The organism is Bradyrhizobium sp. U531 (genome assembly GCF_051710265.1).
Lineage (GTDB): Bacteria > Pseudomonadota > Alphaproteobacteria > Rhizobiales > Xanthobacteraceae > Bradyrhizobium.
The window spans coordinates 468734-485372 of sequence record NZ_JASVEN010000006.1; the positions used below are offsets into that span (position 1 = coordinate 468734).

Consider the following 16639-nt stretch of genomic DNA (forward strand, 5'->3'; position numbering starts at 1 on the left):
GTGAGAGTTCTCCACGAGAACCCGTCGCTCGATGATCGTCCCGCTCCGTCCAAGCGTCTCCTCGGCACACGTCTGTCGAGCACGGAAGATTGGCGCGAGTACCGGGTATCGGCGGGATGTTCGATATTGGTGCTGTCAGCCTTAGACCGCTTCTCCTGACTAGTTTCGGAACGTCCATTCGTCCGTGTCCGCCCGATGCTTATGCCCAACCTGGCAACAACCTGAGCCCATCCGTACCCAACCTGAGTTCGACTCAAACATCATTGCGCCGGATTGTTGGTCGCCGTCATACCAGGATGGCGAAGCAGAGCAAGTCGGAGCGCGAGACATCGGGAGCCCTACATGTCGGTCCTTCGCGTTCACAGGCTTGCAGCTGCTGCGCTCCTTTCTTTGGCCCTGAGCTCGAGCGGCAAGGCAGAAGATGTTTACATTGCCATAGCCAGTCCAATGACGGGAAGCACTGCGGCGCTCGGCGCGCAGATACGCGATGGAGCGGCCGCAGCTGTAGATTCGATAAATGCTTCGGGTCTGCTGCCTGACACAAGGCTCATATTGAAGATCGCGGACGATGCATGCGATCCCAAGCAGGCCGTCGCTGTTGCTAATCGCCTGACAAGTGACGGGATCAAGCTCGTCGTTGGTCACTTCTGTTCATCTTCGTCGATTCCGGCTTCAGACATATACGCCGAAGCCGAGGTAATTCAGATTTCACCCGGCTCGACGAATCCGCGTCTGACAGAGCGCGGCCTAGCCACGCTTTTTCGGATTTGCGGCCGCGATGACCAACAAGGCAGGGTTGCGGCCGATTACATCGTCCGGCACCACCAAGGCGCAAAGCTCGCAGTCCTCGACGACAAGAGCACAGCAGGCAGGGGTATCGCCGATATCGTTGAATCGCGCCTTCGTGCAGCCGGCGAGCATCCCGTTCGACAAAGCTATGTTGCAGGCGAGAAGGATTACACCGCTCTCGTTTCGCGACTGAAGAGAGAGGGGATCCAGCTCGTCTATATCGGCGGCTATTACAACGAGATCGGCCTGATCGTGCGTCAAGCCGCGGAGGCGAGCGCACGTCTGACCGTGATCGCCAACGATCCTCTGATGACAACCGACTTTTTGGCCATTGCCGGCGAGGCCGCGAACGGCACGCTCTTTACCTTTATGCCGGATCCGACGAAGAATGCTGCAGGCGCAGCTGCGGTCGCCAAGCTCAAGGGTTCGAGCCTAACCGCCGCAGGTTACACGCTCTACGCTTATGCCGCGGTTCAAGCATGGGCCGACTCCGTCAAACGGGCCGGCACCTTAGATGCCACGCGGGTCGCTGCGGCCGTCCGCTCCGAGTCAATCGACACGGCTATCGGCACTGTTGCATTCGACTCCAAGGGAGACAATGCCGCTCCTGGCTTCATCGTGTACCGCTGGCGCGACAATACCGTCGAAGCGGTCGAGCAGAACTAACCGCCCGTGCCAACACCGTACGGAGCGTTCGAATGATGAACCATCCTCGATATATCGATTACGCGCTGCTCACGTGCCTCGCAATCGCCGCAGTCGCAGCATTTCTCACCCTCGCAGCAATGCTATCACAGCTATCGTGCGCGCCCGCAGGGTCGCCCGAAGAGTACGTTCCCATTCGTCTGGTGCCACTGCAGTGAGCATCACATCCACATTCGTAAGGCCGACGAAGACCGGTGTCTTCTTCCAGCCAGTGAAATTGATGCCCGCCTCGCTCTCGGGAGTGAGCTGTCAGGACCTCTTTAGAACAAACGTACGTCGTGAAACGATGTCATTCACGCGCAGTCCGTCTGCCGATTGCGCGGGCTCGAGCCAATCGTTAGCTGCGGTGTTCGGTCGAGGGACGTGGCCTTCCATGTCTTTCCTGGAAACAGGTACTGGTTCGGAAAACGCCGTGGGACGCCTGATCCGTGCTGATCGCTGTCGGGCCTTGAGACGGAGTCTGCTCCGGTACGGCCCTTAGAGCCAGGCCTGCCTCCCAACACTCACATTCATGCAGGCCTCGCCCTTCTTGGGTCCGAAGAAAGCGCACGCACCCACGTAGGCTCGCCGAACGCCCTCAACTACTCTCGTCGACAAAAAGGGAGAACACCACTTTGGATGCAAAGTTGCAGACTATGCTTTCCTCGCTCTCGCCGGTGGCTCGCGAACTGGATGCTCTACCGTCGGGGCGCCCCACCACCGACAACAATTGCGTGAAACTAAACACGAATGAGAACCCGTTTCCGTTGCCAGGCGTCGTGATGCGAAGCGCAATTGCAGCTCTCGAGCTGCAATACCGCTATCCAGAAGACGACAATGTCAGCTTGAGGCAAGCGGCCGCAGCTGCCTATGGCATTGCAACTGATCGCGTGATGGCTGGCAATGGATCGTCTGAACTGCTCAGCCTAATTTACAGAGCCTTTCTTGCCCCGGGCGACGACGTTGCGATGATGTCGCCGGGTTTTTCCTTCAATCGCAAGCTTGCCATGTTGCAAGGGGCCCGCTTCATTGAAATTCCCTGGTCTGAACCGGACTGCTTGCCGACGGACGAGCTGCTTTTCGGTTCGGCTAAACATGCCAAGTTCATTCTGCTGGCCAATCCGAACAATCCGACCGGATCGTTTGTTCCGCTCGCTGAGATCGAACGCCTCGTTTCACGATCTGACCGATTGATCGTACTGGACGAAGCTTACGTCGATTTCGCACCTGAGGACGGCCTACGCCTCGTTGAGCGCCACTCGAATCTGCTGGTCCTGCGCACCTTTTCCAAGAGTTATTCCGCCGCTGGCATTCGCGTCGGCTTCGGTTTCGGCCATCACGAGCTGATCGGGCGGCTTCGCAACATGCAGAATGTTTTCAACATGAATGTTGTCGCTCACGCCGTGGGGATGAGCGTCCTTGCGCATCGCGATGCCTATGACGAGAACCATCGCCACGTCAGGCTTGAGCGCCAGCGCGTAACGGCCGCCCTCTCTGAATTTGGGTTCTCTGTAACGCCTTCCCACGCGAACTTCCTCCTCGCCCGTGTGCCGGTAGGCCAGGGTGGCAGATGGTGGCAGGCGGCGTTGCACGACCAGAGAGTCCTTGTTGCCTTCTTTCCGGATGCCGGCTTGGAAGAGTGCATTCGGGTTAGCATCGGTACAAAGCGCCAGATGGATGCGTTTCTTGGCGCCGTCGGCAGCATTCTTAAGAAAGTGGGATGTCGTGGCTAATGGTCCCTTCCACTCATGTCACAGATGTCTGTCGTAATCGATCCGGACCCACACATGATGCAGTTCGCGAGGCAGCCCCGAGCCAGTTTGTTCTCCAGTCGCCGCATTACAACCCGTTGTGAACGGCTTCGCAGTAATACAGCGCATTGCCAGCGAGCGCCTCTTGCACTCCCAAAACCCGGCGGACTCCGGTCCTCTCTATATAGGAGATAGTTGAGTGAGAAACGTGGTTCCCTCAAATCTGACCTGCGGCATCTTTGATCATCTTGACGAGGACGGCCGCGATATCGCACGGCAATACGCGGACCGCCTTACCCTAGCGGAGGCCTACGACCGGCTCGGCTTCTATGCCTATCATCTGGCGGAGCATCATTGCACTCCCCATGGACTGGGTCCGTCGCCGAACTTGTTTCTGTCAAGTGTCATACAACGCACACGGCGACTTCGCGTCGGTCCTTTGGTCATGCTGCTCAACCTCTATCACCCGCTGCGTGCATTTGAGGAGATCTGCATGTTGGATCACCTGAGCGGCGGCAGGGTTGAGGTCGGCCTTGGTCGCGGTTCTCTGCCGATCGAACTGAGCTATTTTGGCGTTGGAGCCGATGTCGCCTCGAGCCGTTACGAAGAAGCTTCTCAAATCTTCGTTGGCGCGATGAATGGCGGCCCGCTCACATACGAAGGGCAGCATTTTGCGCTGAGCAACGTCCCTTTGACGCTTTCACCTCACCAGCATCCTTGTCCCCCGACGTGGATTGCAACAAATCGGCCAGATTCAGCCCGCTGGGCTGCGGCAATTGGGGCCAATCTCGCGTGCATGGGCCCCTCTTCTGCCGTTCGTAAGATAACCGATGTCTATCGCGCTCATCAAAACGCCGAGGGTGACGCCAACAGTTCAGCACCATTTCTCGCGTTGCTCCGCATGGTCGTGATTGCCAGCTCTGAAGCAGCGGCCCGTTCCCTCGCCGCTCCTGCCTACGAAACATGGCTCAAAAGCTTTAAGTTCCTGTACGAGCTCAATGACATCCCGCCTCCTTCCAACCTGCCGCTGACCTTGGATGCTGCAATTGAGAGTGAACTGTGCGTTGTCGGAACGCGCGCTTCGGTGCGCCACACTCTTCTCGATCACTTGGAAGAGGCAGGCGCCAACTATCTCCTTTGCCAGCTCGCCTTCGGATCTCTGTCACTGGATGCCTGCCTCGACACCGCAAATGCCATTCACTCGGAGCTCATAGCGGCAGATCGCTGACGGTGACCCAGCGGTTCCAACTTCGCCCTTGATCCGGCAATAAATGGCGACAGCGAGGCCAATGAGTACCGCAGCCTAATGCATCGATCAGGCTGCTCTTATCTTCAAATGGCCAATACGCGTATGCGATCCGTTCGACTACATTACCAAACAGGACGCTTTACGGCAGTAAATGCCCTGAGTCTAATTTTGCGTGCGTTGGTATCAACGGAACAGTGGCCGGCATGGACAGGTGAGTTAGCTCACGCTGATCCCGCTTTGGCGCGCCAGTTCGTCAACCGCATTTCACACGAATTCAAGGTGTGCTGCCCTATTGCCCGGTCGGGCCTGTCGTGACGCAGTTCCGGCGGCGCTCGAACCAGACGGAGGAGATCGCGCGTAAGCTCGAGATCGTGCTTGCGGAGTTGGCTTCGCTGCGCATTCTGCTGGCTGCGCACGGCATTAGCACCCCGCCACCTCTCGATGATGACTACCTCAGTGTTCAGCGGTTCGCGGCTATGAATCACATAAGCCCCGAGGCCGTGCTCTCTCGGATCCGCCGCGGCAAGTTGCGTGCGGAGAAACGCGGTGGCCGCTGGTGGGTGAAAATGCACGGTTTGCACAGCATAGCCGTGCAGTGACGAGGACAGTAAGAGAGAATAGATCAACATACGGAGCGGTACATGGAAATGATCTATGCATTCAAGTTGGTATCTCCTCTGGGCTCGACCGGACAGCCAATGGAAAATCGAGAGATTTAGCGAGGTCAATGTGGCGCACGACCAACACACCGTCGCCAGACCGCGAGGCTCGATCTCGATGCCCTACGCAATCACAAAACGGGTCGGCCCCCCGAGCACTTGGACATCGGATGATCATCTTTGCGTGAGCGGGATCACTCAGTCGATTCGGTCTCCTCAACAGGGCGATCCGAGTGAACAAACGAAAGAGCACGGACGCGTGCCACCAAACGTTCCACTCCGGCTGCAGCAAGTCTTGTAGCAAACGGAACGCGGCGCACACGCTCCATCTCGGTTTTGAACGTGAGCCACCGCACGCTCACGACCTGGAGCATAAGAAGAGAGATGCTTTGCTCGCAAATCGCATACTTGCGAGTTTCCCTGATCAGAACTCGAACGTCCGTCTCACACCCCGTAGCTGCGGTAAAACTATCCAGGTCATTCGCCTATTCAGGCGTCGGCTCGCGCGCCGGTGTCAAACGGAACAACTCTGATTTCGCTGGATGCTCGCCAGAATCTGGCTGTAGAAGGAGATAGCCGATGATGTCACCAAAACTGATGTCAGTCCTCGGGTCGATGGTAGCGGTCGAGCGCATGTTTTGGAAACTTAGAGAATTGATCGACGGCGACAGCTCGATCCCACCTGACGTTCGAGAGACGCTTCACGTAATGTTAGACGCAAAACTTCTTGCCGGAAAGGATAAGATCTTGATCGACGCGCGCGCTGCAATTGATGCAACTCCCGATTTGCCGCAGGCGGCCCGCGACCGCGCATACAGATCGCTCGACTCTGCAATGAAAATGTTCATGTCCAGCGAACCGCACCGCACTCAGCATCTTCGTAGCGAAGTCGGTATCTCCAGCGCTCATCCCGAGCCGCATTGATGCATGCTCCGCTCATCAATCGCTTGCCGCGACATCTGGCTGTGCTCGTCTGATCAACTCGAGTTTCGCCTAGCACCTTGTGGAATTCTGCTTAAGACGTCGGTTAAGTCACCCGTGCACGTAGAGCAGCGTCTTTCTCATCACAGTTCGTCTCGTCAGTAAGAGGGAAACATGGCTGCGCCACTTTCTCCGGCACCATCAGGGCGACAGTCGCAATTCCGGCCCTCGGTTTTAGAGGATGCGTGCGGCCCCCCCTTGCACTTCAATGCGACCGGCTGGCAGCCTGCCGACCCGCAAACAGCCGGTGCGCCGATTGCGCAGCGGGTGGGACGATTCCATCGGGAGATTGCACCACTGACCAAACCACATCGATGCCTATCACGAGTTTCTTTCTTGCAACGATCTCGGCGTGGACTGCTCCACGACTGATCTGCAGAGCTGTGTCAGCCTACGAGAAGAGAGATCCAGAACGCTCACCCGACGTCGCTTTGATCTCGCGTCAGGAGAGACGTTGCGCTGACCGTGACCAATAGTTGCTGGTCGATTTCGATTCGCTGAGGTAGCCTACCTAAACTGAGAGGTTTCGAAGGTGCGGTTTCCTTCCTAGAACTCGATCCGCGATGGTCAGTACAGCGGATGTATCATGAAGCCTGACGAGCGCCTCGCCGAAGTCCTTGAAAACCGCACGTGTTTTGATGATGAGGCATGGGAGGTATGGGCACAGTGCCTCTCACCCACCGAGCGCCTGGCGTATATTCGCAAGCATCGCTCGCAGTTCCGGTTCACAGATTACGATGAAGTAATAGCTGTTGTACGTGGTTGTCGCTTCACCGGTTGCTCATCGCAGCTCCTTAGATGGCGCCACAGGATACGAGCGAGGACTTTGCAAGGCGCTTTGCTCTTCTCGATTGCGGTGTGGCTGGGCGTCATCTGGCTTGCGGTACGCTTCATCCGCTGAATCAGCATCCCGGCCTTCGTCCACACCTGAGCTCGCTGTCTTCGCACGCGACCGGGCATTGCGACGTAGTTGGAGATGACCTGAAATGCCGCAACCTGACCCAGCGTTCGGTTCGAACATTCCTTTGGGCGCGAATGCTGCGATGCAGTTACGGCAATTGGCGCGGACACTGTTAAGACGCACGAGGCTTGGGGCGCCCAAGACACGAGAGTAACAATGAAGAACTTGTTGCTTGCGATGGGAAGCATTGTGGCGCTTTGCGCGGTGGCGCCCGCATTCGGCGCGGGTCTGGCTGCTCAGCCCGTCCAGCCACTCTACACCAAAGCTCCGCAGCCTGTCGCGGCTGCAATCTACGACTGGAGCGGTTACTATATCGGGATGGACGGTGGCTTGAGCTCAAGCTCGAATTGATGGATTTCAATGGCGGCACGCCCGAGGGCTGTCATGATGTGACCGGCGTGACCGTTGGCGGCCAGATCGGCTATCGATGGCAGATGGACCAGCTCGTGCTTGGTCTTGAAGGCCAGGGGAATTGGGTTGATTTGCCCGGCTAGAATGTCAGTGTCGCGTTTTCGGATGTTAATCAGACCAAGATTGATTCCTTCGGCCTGGTAACGGGGCAGATCGGTTATACGTTCGACAACGTACTGCTTTATGCTAAAGGCAGCGCCGCAGTCACGAGCAACGTCTATCAGATAGGCTCGACCCTCACGGGCGCGCAGCTTGGAAACAGCGAGCACGTTCTTTGGGGCGGCGCGTTGGAGCTCGCATCGAGTACGGCTTCGCACCGAACTGGTAGGTTGGCCTCGAGTACGATTATCTATTCATTCAGCCTACCACGGTGCACTTCGCCGCACCGGCTGGTGGGAACGATCGCGTCCGCCAGGATTGGGATCTTCTGACTGCACGGCTCAATTACAAGTTCGGCGGTCCGTTTCTTCTCAAATGTTGATCTATCGTTCAATCGGCGGATCGAAAGCCCCCGGCCCGCCGGGCATTTTTTGACTCGTTCGCCTAGTGTAAGGAGGCACACGCGATTCCGGGAGACCGCGCTTGCCGAGAAAGTCGTTTCCCTGCGCCAGTCGTCGCAATCTCCGCCCTCCTCACTTACGCGAGGATGACGAACACGGCAGATGAGGCCCGTGGCTTCCGAAGCTGTTGTTCGAGTTGGCAACGTCGCGCTGAGCGGGCCTCTTTTGCTCTGGGGCCCACTCGACCTCGCGTTCAAAGGGACTAACCCGTAAAGAGCGCGTCCGCAGAATAGGGGAATCGCGCCCATCCCTTGAGCGGGCCGGCAGCACGGGCTCGAAGGGTCGGGCTACGCGCCAATGATTACGCTTGCGCTGAAGATCACTCTGACCGCACCGCGAATGGTCCGCCCTCATGTCAGCCCGCGTCGGACGAACAGATTTCGTGTGAACCTCTCCCGCTTTCGACCCACGACCAACGACCATCGGCAGAATACGTTTGTCTACCGATGACGATCGGGACGGCACACTTGCCAGCCTATTTATGGCAACAGCGGCTGCATCTAAGGCGATATCGGAGTGAGCGCGCTCGCAGCTATTGTCAAGAAATGACGTCGCTCGCTTCCCTGCGTCGCATATATCAATTCAAATAAGACCAAGGCGAATCGCCTTGACGACGCAGTGGGTACGGCTGTTCGTCTCCAGCTTTCGCATTGCGTTCTTGAGGTGAAAGTTGACGGTATTCTCGCTGACCTTCAGAATCACCCCGATTTCCCAAGATGATTTTCCCTGTTCGACCCACCGGAGGCAGTCCTTCTCTCGTTCGGATAGAGCCACTTGCATTTGGCATCTGCCCTCCGATGAAGGCGCGATCTCTGCAAACGCATGATGAAACTGCCAAGCCAATGCGTTGAGATGACTGAGACGATGCTCAGGGTCGGCATCGTCGAAGCTGGACGCAAACGATACGACGGATAGCCGTCCGAATGGTCCAAGCAGTGGTACGGTCACGCCATGCTTCAGGCCGGCCTCTCTGGCCTCATTCAACACACGCGTTTCGCCCGGTTGCAATTGATGTTGGTCGGCGAGTCGATCCCATAGAAATGGCGCCGATAGCATCGTCGTCCGCCGAACCACGGGGTCAATGGCATTGTACCCGCGTTCAGAATAGCGCTCGCACCAATCGGAAGGAAAGTTCACCGTCACTGTCGCCCGGAGATACTCTGGCAGGCGAGTCGGCCCCGTGTCGGTCAGTGACCCGTAAGCCACTTGACTGAACCCCTGTTCGCTCGAACAGCTCACAAGCAGATCGAACAGCGCCTTGAGAGATCCTGTTTGTTTTGCACATTCGACGAAGCTAAATAAGTCCATTTGTCGCCTCGCGCCGCCAACTTAGGCAGGCCAATACTGCGTGGTTTGACCGAACTTGTCTGAGCGGATTTCGGCGCCACTTCGGGCTCCTCTTGCTTGCGAAGTTCTTGACCGAATGCGACAAGCACACTTCTCGTCACGCGCTGCAGAGCGGTCTTTCTCCCTGTCGGATACTCGCTTGATGGAGCGACTGTTCATGTGCTTCTTTCCGGACAGACCTGAAGCGATCCAGCAAGTGTCGTACCAGCTAATGCGCTCGCGAAATCTCGCACAGTGACAAGCAATTTGGACACCGGCTCTACCGCCAGCTTAACGATCGCTGTCGCAATTGCGACATTCGTCGCAAGTGCGACAGCGTTGCGATGTCGGCAATGCATTAGATTCTCCTGCAGCGAGACTGGCCGACTTAAGATGTTTGACCTTGGCCAGCCTCCCGGCTTCAGCGAGCAAGCAAGCGCAGCGTTGTTTAGCTCGCGCGAAAACGCAGCACCCACGTGATCGACACATCGCCGGAAAGCCCGCCGCTGCTGGAGAAGCGAACGGCGGTGTGAAGTAGACCGATGATCGACCGAGCTTAACGCTGGCGCGTTGCGCGAGCGCCCTCGGCTGCTAGCGGCCTTGACCACGCCCAATCACCGATCTGTTGGCTTTGCAAGCGCTCGGTCGAAGACCCAGCGCGACATCGGCGCGCTCGAGATGACCGCTAGTTGAGCGGCCGGCTTACGTCGCTCCCCTGGGTAGGGAGTAAAATAGATGCACCGGGAACATCGCTAGATCCGGCAATACGGCTCCCCATCCAGATTGCCGCGCTATAGTCACGCGCCGTTCTTAGGAATCACGCGCGCGATGCCGTGCTTTCGAGGAGCCCATCGATCGCTCTCAGTCGCCGCACTCGCAAAGATGTTCCCATATGGAACGGCGCGCACGGATTTTGGTAGATAACGCCCGATGACGGCGCGGACACTCGAGCTATGCACCTCTGATGCAAGGGTGATATTTAAGGACGCGACGCCGATTGCTCGCGAGTTGCAACAGCCGAACACCCTAACTCGGGAGTTGGTCTTCTGACACAGTGTCCTGAAGCGATCCAGCAAGCATGACATCCCATTCAAGGCCGCTTAACAGGCTTGAATCGGACCTAGCGGCAAGTTTGTGCCAACTAGTGGCTCGATTCGCCTACCTGAGACATTGCCGGCCGCGATGTGCAAAGCTGGCTGACGACGGATATAACCTGACGGTCGCACTTGCTGTTCTCGCTCTGATCTTTGTCACGGTTCTCGCGCCGGCTACTCCGTCGGCAGCTGGCGTTCTCCCAAGGGCGAGAGCACGCGGCTGTAGAGCGTGCGCGACCCTCCGCTGCTCGTCCGAGACTGCCATTCACAGTTCTCGGGCCGGCGAGCATTCAACCGACAGCTTCAGCCGTAATGCGGCGTAGCGACGATCCCAATCCGTTTGGTACCAGGCACGATCAACTCTTGCAGACCCGTCAAGAGTATCCTGCGAGAGCTGAACGATTCACGACCCACGGTCACCTTCCGACCTGTAAGCTCGGTGATTTCTTACGCCTCGGGAAGGTGCAGCTGATGCTGCGGTGTTAAGGACTAGGTTGTGGCACTCTAGCCGCAGCCTCCCTTCAGCCAGACTGAGCGGAGATTGAGCTGCGCCGGTTTGATGGACACCGAGATTGGGTGTTTTATCGAGCCAGAGGTGGGTCATGCAGAGACGGAAGTTCAGTCGAGAGTTCAAGATCGAGGCGGTCAAGCTCGTCAGGGAGCGCGGGGTATCTGTGGCGCAAGCCGGCCGAGACCTGGGCGTTCATGAGAACGTGCTGCGCAAATGGGTGAAGGAGTTCGGCTTCGACGCTGCGCAGTCCTTCCCCGGCCACGGGCAAATGAAGCCTGAGCAATTGGAGATCGAGCGGCTGCGGCGCGAGGTCAACAAGCTGAAGGCGGAGCGGGATATCCTAAAAAACTGTCCAGCGGGATGGCGCGCCTGTGCGGGGTAGAAACAGCCTTGTGCTATCCCTTGGCTCGGAGGGTAGCGGCCGTCAGCTTATTGGAGGCACTGTCCCCGTTAAAAAACGTGGTCCATGGGCGCATGCGGACTTGAGAGTGGTGACGCCGTTTCGGCGGCGATCCCGATTAGGAAGATGACAAATTGGCATGGCCCAGACCCTCCAGCCCATCATCGGACGGAGGATTTGCGATGCCTAAGAGGACAACTGGTGGCGGCCCGGACTTAAAGCCGGTCAACCTTGGCGCGGCCGCTATCGACATCGGGTCAAAGATGCACATGGCCGCGGTGAACCCGGCCGGCACCGATACGCCAGTGCGTGCATTCGGCACATTCACGCAAGACCTGCATCAGCTGGCGGACTGGTTCAAGGCGTGCGGCGTGACTAGTGTCGCGATGGAATCCACTGGCGTCTATTGGATCCCGGTCTACGAGATCCTAGAACAGCGCGGGTTCGAGGTCATTCTGGTCAACGCGCGGTACGCCAAGAATGTACCTGGGCGCAAAACGGATGTCAGCGATGCCGCTTGGTTACGCCAGCTCCACTCCTATGGCCTGTTACGGGGCAGCTTCCGACCCGATGCCGAGATCGCAACCTTGCGAGCCTATCTGCGTCAGCGCGAGCGGCTCGTGGAATATGCTGCCGCCCATATCCAACATATGCAGAAGGCCCTGATGGAGATGAACCTGCAGCTCCATCATGTTGTATGTTGTCTCGGATATCACCGGCGCGACCGACATGCGGATTATCCGAGCCATTGTCGCAGGCGAACGCAATCCCGACGTCCTAGCAACCTATCGGGACGTGCGCTGCCATTCGTCGATCGAGACGATCCGCGCAGCACTCGTAGGCAATGACCGCCACGAACATGTCTTCGCGTTGACTCAATCGCTGGAGCTCTACGACGCTTATCAGGCAAAGATGCTCGACTGTGATCGCAAGCTCGAAGTCCTGATCAGTGCATTGAACACCAAAGGAGCAGGACCAGTCGGAAAGCTAGCCAAGCCACGCGTCAAGACCAAGCAGGTCAACACACCCACCTTCGATGTCAGGACCGCGCTGTATGGCGTGCTTGGCGTCGATTTGACTGAGATCCATGGGTTGGGTCCGTCGCTCGCATTGAAGCTCATCGGCGAGTGCGGCACGGATTTAAGGGCATGGCCGAGCGCCAAACACTTCACTTCCTGGCTCTGCCTCGCACCCGGCAACAAGATCTCCGGCGGCAAGGTGCTGTCCTCGCGCACACGGAGATCCTCAAGTCGCGCAGCTGCGCTGTTGCGGTTGGCAGCAACAACCGTGGGGCGGAGCGAGACAGCGCTTGGAGCATTCTATCGTCGGCTGTCCTCACGCGCGGGTAAATCGAAGGCCGTGACGGCGACCGCTCGCAAGATTGCGGTTTTATTCTACAACACACTCCGGCACGGCATCAGTTACAAGGATCCTGGTGCAGACCAATATGAGCAGCAATATCGTAGCCGTGTCCTCGCCAACCTACAGCGCCGGGCGAAATCGCTAGGCTTCGTGTTGCAGGCCATTCCGGGCGACGCCAATCCGGCTGTTTCTTAGGAAGGCCGCTGCCTACTTCGCGAAGGAAGCGACATGAAGTTCGGCTTCATCGCGAAGCACCGGGGCATCTGGCCGGTGGCATGGCTATGCGAAGCGATGGGCGTGTCGCGGTCGGGCTTTCATGCCTGGCTGAACCGATCGCCCAGCGCCAGATCCCGAAGCGACGAGACCGTAGGCCAGCAGGTCAAGGTCAGCTTCCTTGCCAGTGACCGGACTTACGGCGCGCGGCGCGTCTGGCGAGACCTTCTGGCGGACGGCGTCGAATGCGGCCTGCACCGGGTCGAACGGCTGATGCGCCTACAGGCCCTGCGGGCGCGGCCACGACGCCGGCGTCTGCCGAAGGACGCAGGCCATCGCCAGATTGCGAACGTGGCGTCGAACCTTCTGGATCGGCAGTTCGAGGCCGAGCGCCCGAACCAGAAGTGGATCGCCGACTTCACCTACATCTGGACGGCTGAGGGCTGGCTCATGTGTCGGCGGTGATCGACCTGTTCTCGCGCCGGGTGGTCGGCTGGTCGATGAGCGCCAGCATGACCGCCCAGTTGGTTGCGGACGCCCTGTTGATGGCGGTCTGGCGGCGGGGCAAGCCGGATGCCCTGATGCATCATTCCGATCGCGGCCGCCCAGTACGTCAGCGAGCATTTCCAGCGCTTGATGGCTGATAGCGGCATCGTCTGCAGCATGAGTCGGTCCGGCAACGTCTGGGACAACGCGGCGATGGAGAGCTTCTTCTCGTCGCTGAAAACCGAACGCACCGAGCGCAAAACCTATCGCACCAGGAACGAGGCCAGAACAGATGTGTTCGATTACATCGAGCGGCTCTACAACCGCACATCAGAACACCCATCTGTCTATGTTGTTGAAGAGAAAAGACTTTGCTGATTGGGATTCGATCCCGTGGGGTATCTTGGGTTCTGTCGCGCTCGTTCGGCGATAGATCGAGCAGCAGTTGTTATCAGCGAGCTGCGGGCGAAGATCCAAGGACCATCCGACAGAGGATGGATGGCTTCGATTTCACCGGCTTCAGCGGCCAGCCGGAGCGTCTTGGGCGCGATCTTCAGGAGCTTGGCGGCGTTGCAGAGGTTTAGCCAGGGCTCGATGCCGTCCTCGGCGGGCTTGAACACCGGGATGCGATAGTTCGAGCGCAGCGAGGTAACACGCTCGCGCGTCCAGCGATTGCCGTTACCGGTCTCGAGGCCGTTGCGGTTGAGGAGGCCGGCGATCAGATCGTCGCTGGCGATCAGCACCAGTCGGCGCACAGCCTCGATGATGTTGGCGGAGGTGCTGTTACGCTGCCCGCGCCGGCGCTTGGGCAGGCGTATCTCGCTGTGAACGCCGCCGACCCAGTGGACGATGAGGACGATCTCGGAGGCCGCATCGTCGATATCGGCCACGACCTCATGGATGAGGGTGCGCACAACGCGCTTCTTGAGGCGAGCATCCGTCGTCGGCGCATCCCAGACCGCTTTGAGGTTCGAGGCTAGAACGCCGAGCGAAGCTGGATCGGCAATGGGGGCGGGCGTCGCCGCCTCATGCATTGCGATCTTGCCCTCGACCTCCGCCGCGTGAGCGAGCGCCCTGTTCCAGCGCGCTTCAAGCTCGCCCGCCACCAGCCGGTTCGCGGGGTCAGCGGCATCGTACTGCCGGAAGGCCCGGTCGGCGGCATAGCGCGCCGCTTCGAGGTCGCGACTGAGAGCATCGCGCACCTGATCCCGCCGTTCCCTGGCTTCCTTGGCGGCCGCGGTTGCAGCAGCGATAGCGCCCGGACCGACGACGCCAAGCAGCGCTTCCTCGACTGCATCATCGACGCGCAGTCCGCCGAAGCCGATGCAGTGAGGGCCACCATTGTCCATCCAGGCGCGGCTGCAGCTGTAGCGCGGGATATGGTGCTTCATGCCGGAGTATCGGAGTGTGAGCTTGCGGCCGCAGCGCTTGCACCGGATCAGGCCGGCCAGCAGCCCGTCACCATGCTTGGGCGCGCCGTGATGCCGACCGGTGGGAATGTTGCTGCTGACCATAGTGCGGATCGCCTCGAACCTCTCCCAGCTCACATACCCTTCGTGGGTGTTGGGCTTCAGCGCCAGCCATTCGTTCCGCGCCTTGCGGCGGATCTTCACGCTCACGCCTGCGGCGCTGTATCCCGCCGCCACAGCCGTCTTACCATAGGCATAGGCGCCGCCGTAGACCGGGTTCTCAATGATCCGGTGGATGGCGGAGTAGCTTGGTCGCCGCCAGGCCGTGTCACCGCTGGTCTGCTTCACCGGCAGATCGAGATTGTACTCGTGGAGCCAGCAGAGCGCCTGTCGCGCGCTGCCCAGTTCCTCGACCTTGTCGAACACCAGCTTGATCGCTTCCTGGACACGCCGATCCGGATCTTTCTCATAATGGTCGCCGGTCTTCACGAAGCCGACGGGCGCCGCCACAACCAACTCGCCCCGGCGCGCCTTCTCGTAGCGGGCCGAGAGCGAGCGCTGGCGCAACAGATCCAGCTCGTACTCGTTGAGGCTGCCCTTGAGCCCGAGCAGCAGGCGGTCGTTACCGTGCCTCGGTGCATAGATCGTCTCCTGATCGACCAGGACGGTATCGACCACACGACACATCTCGATGAGTTGCTGCCAATCCCGGCTGTTGCGAGCGAAGCGCGAGACCTCGCGGGCGCAAACCGCGCCAACCTTACCGAGGCAAACCTCCGCTACCATCCGCTCGAAACCGGCGCGTTGTACCCCGCCCGCGGCTGAACGACCGAGATCATCATCGATCACTTCAATCTCTGACCACCCGAGCGCCGTCAGCCGGTCCCGCATGGCGTACTGCAACGCACTGCTCTCGCGATTGTGCAACACCTGATGCGCTGAGGATTGACGCACGTAAAGAAGCGCCTTGCGCTCGAGATGATGAGGCCTGACCTTGTCAGAAATCATGACCGACCTCCTTCGCGCGCGGCGTCGCCGTCGTCGCAGCATGGTCGAGGATCAACTGCGTCATCAGACTCATAAGGGCCGCCTGCGCTTCCGCCGGCAGCTCCGACCATGCCGGCGCGCCGATGGCGCCGTTCGACAGGCCGCTCCCGAACAGATCCATCTGCTGCTGCGGCCGCGGTCGTTGATTGTGTCGGTATCCGCTCCCTGGCATTGCCGTCTGGCTTGACATGAGTCGCTCCCCGATTCTGGCCGTGAGAGCCTCTGGATGCGCCAGAAAGCGGGGCAGCTGATGGCGTTCGATCCTTCAACGCTACATCGAGAAGCGCAGAAAGCGCCGCAAGTGCATCGATGCTAACAAGCGGCTGAGCTGTCAGAAACCCGGCGTGATGGCATGCCGTCCGGTCGAACATCCATGCGGGAACTTCCAGCCAACGGTCTGCTTGCGATCCGTCCAGGGTGCAGCGAAAAACGACATCGTCGGCCTTGTCGATGGCCCCATGAACGCAAACTCGGCGCCCAAACCAAGGATGATGCCGATAAAGAACGTCGCGAAGAACGGTCCTGTGGGCGTTCTCAAACGTCGTTGTACAACACGACCCGACGTCACTCGACGATCGGTTAGCTCAGCCCTGTTGAGTTCGAGCGCAAGGTGGGATTAGCTTAACCCGGTGTCCATCAAACCGGCAGCAGCTCAGATCATACCGGGCGGCGCGAAGGCCGTACTCCGACTTGCTGTCGGGTCTCAGACACCTCCGACCAGCAAATCGCCTCTACATCACTGAGCT

At 59.0% G+C, this 16639-nt stretch carries 9 protein-coding genes and 4 pseudogenes; 10 read left to right on the forward strand and 3 right to left on the reverse strand.

The window, feature by feature from the left end; genetic code table 11:
* Positions 1-342 precede the first annotated feature (342 nt).
* From QRQ56_RS27250 to QRQ56_RS27280, 7 genes and pseudogenes are all read left to right on the forward strand, one after another.
* Positions 343-1455, forward strand: a complete 1113-nt coding sequence (locus QRQ56_RS27250; protein WP_438744243.1) for a branched-chain amino acid ABC transporter substrate-binding protein — start codon at positions 343-345, stop codon at positions 1453-1455.
* Positions 1456-2129: 674 nt separating this feature from the next.
* Complete coding sequence (gene hisC / locus QRQ56_RS27255) at positions 2130-3206, forward strand: histidinol-phosphate transaminase (RefSeq protein ID WP_438744289.1); 1077 nt, start codon at positions 2130-2132, stop codon at positions 3204-3206.
* 217 nt (positions 3207-3423) lie between these two features.
* Entirely contained in the window at positions 3424-4452 is a 1029-nt protein-coding gene (locus QRQ56_RS27260; protein WP_438744245.1) for an LLM class flavin-dependent oxidoreductase, read from the forward strand.
* Positions 4453-4784: 332 nt separating this feature from the next.
* A complete protein-coding gene (locus QRQ56_RS27265) occupies positions 4785-5072 on the forward strand; it encodes a hypothetical protein (RefSeq protein ID WP_438744246.1) in 288 nt (95 codons plus the stop codon).
* 639 nt (positions 5073-5711) lie between these two features.
* Positions 5712-6056 carry a hypothetical protein gene (locus QRQ56_RS27270; RefSeq protein WP_438744247.1) on the forward strand — a complete coding sequence of 115 codons (345 nt, stop codon included), beginning with the start codon at positions 5712-5714 and terminating at the stop codon, positions 6054-6056.
* A gap of 643 nt (positions 6057-6699) precedes the next feature.
* The gene (locus QRQ56_RS27275) at positions 6700-7014 is read left to right on the forward strand and encodes a hypothetical protein (protein WP_438744248.1); all 315 of its coding nucleotides are present in this window, start codon (positions 6700-6702) and stop codon (positions 7012-7014) included.
* Between the two features lie 216 nt (positions 7015-7230).
* Positions 7231-7966 (forward strand): annotated as a pseudogene (locus tag QRQ56_RS27280) (outer membrane protein).
* Positions 7967-8627: 661 nt separating this feature from the next.
* On the opposite strand, the gene QRQ56_RS27285 reads toward QRQ56_RS27280, so the two are convergent.
* Positions 8628-9353, reverse strand: a complete 726-nt coding sequence (locus QRQ56_RS27285) for a helix-turn-helix transcriptional regulator (protein ID WP_438744249.1) — start codon at positions 9351-9353, stop codon at positions 8628-8630.
* 1714 nt (positions 9354-11067) lie between these two features.
* Between QRQ56_RS27285 and QRQ56_RS27290 the strand changes: the two are divergent.
* From QRQ56_RS27290 to QRQ56_RS27300, 3 pseudogenes are all read left to right on the forward strand, one after another.
* Positions 11068-11322, forward strand: a pseudogene (locus QRQ56_RS27290) (transposase); the annotation flags it as partial.
* A gap of 236 nt (positions 11323-11558) precedes the next feature.
* Positions 11559-12933 (forward strand): annotated as a pseudogene (locus tag QRQ56_RS27295) (IS110 family transposase).
* Positions 12934-13815 (forward strand): annotated as a pseudogene (locus tag QRQ56_RS27300) (IS3 family transposase); the annotation flags it as partial.
* Here QRQ56_RS27300 and QRQ56_RS27305 read toward each other — a convergent pair.
* Both QRQ56_RS27305 and QRQ56_RS27310 read right to left on the reverse strand, forming a co-directional pair.
* Positions 13785-15854, reverse strand: a complete 2070-nt coding sequence (locus tag QRQ56_RS27305; RefSeq protein WP_438744250.1) for a recombinase family protein — start codon at positions 15852-15854, stop codon at positions 13785-13787. The pseudogene QRQ56_RS27300 and the gene QRQ56_RS27305 overlap by 31 nt on opposite strands.
* Entirely contained in the window at positions 15844-16014 is a 171-nt protein-coding gene (locus QRQ56_RS27310; RefSeq protein WP_247293539.1) for a hypothetical protein, read from the reverse strand. Before QRQ56_RS27310 ends, QRQ56_RS27305 begins: the two co-directional genes overlap by 11 nt.
* Between the last annotated feature and the right edge of the window lie 625 nt (positions 16015-16639).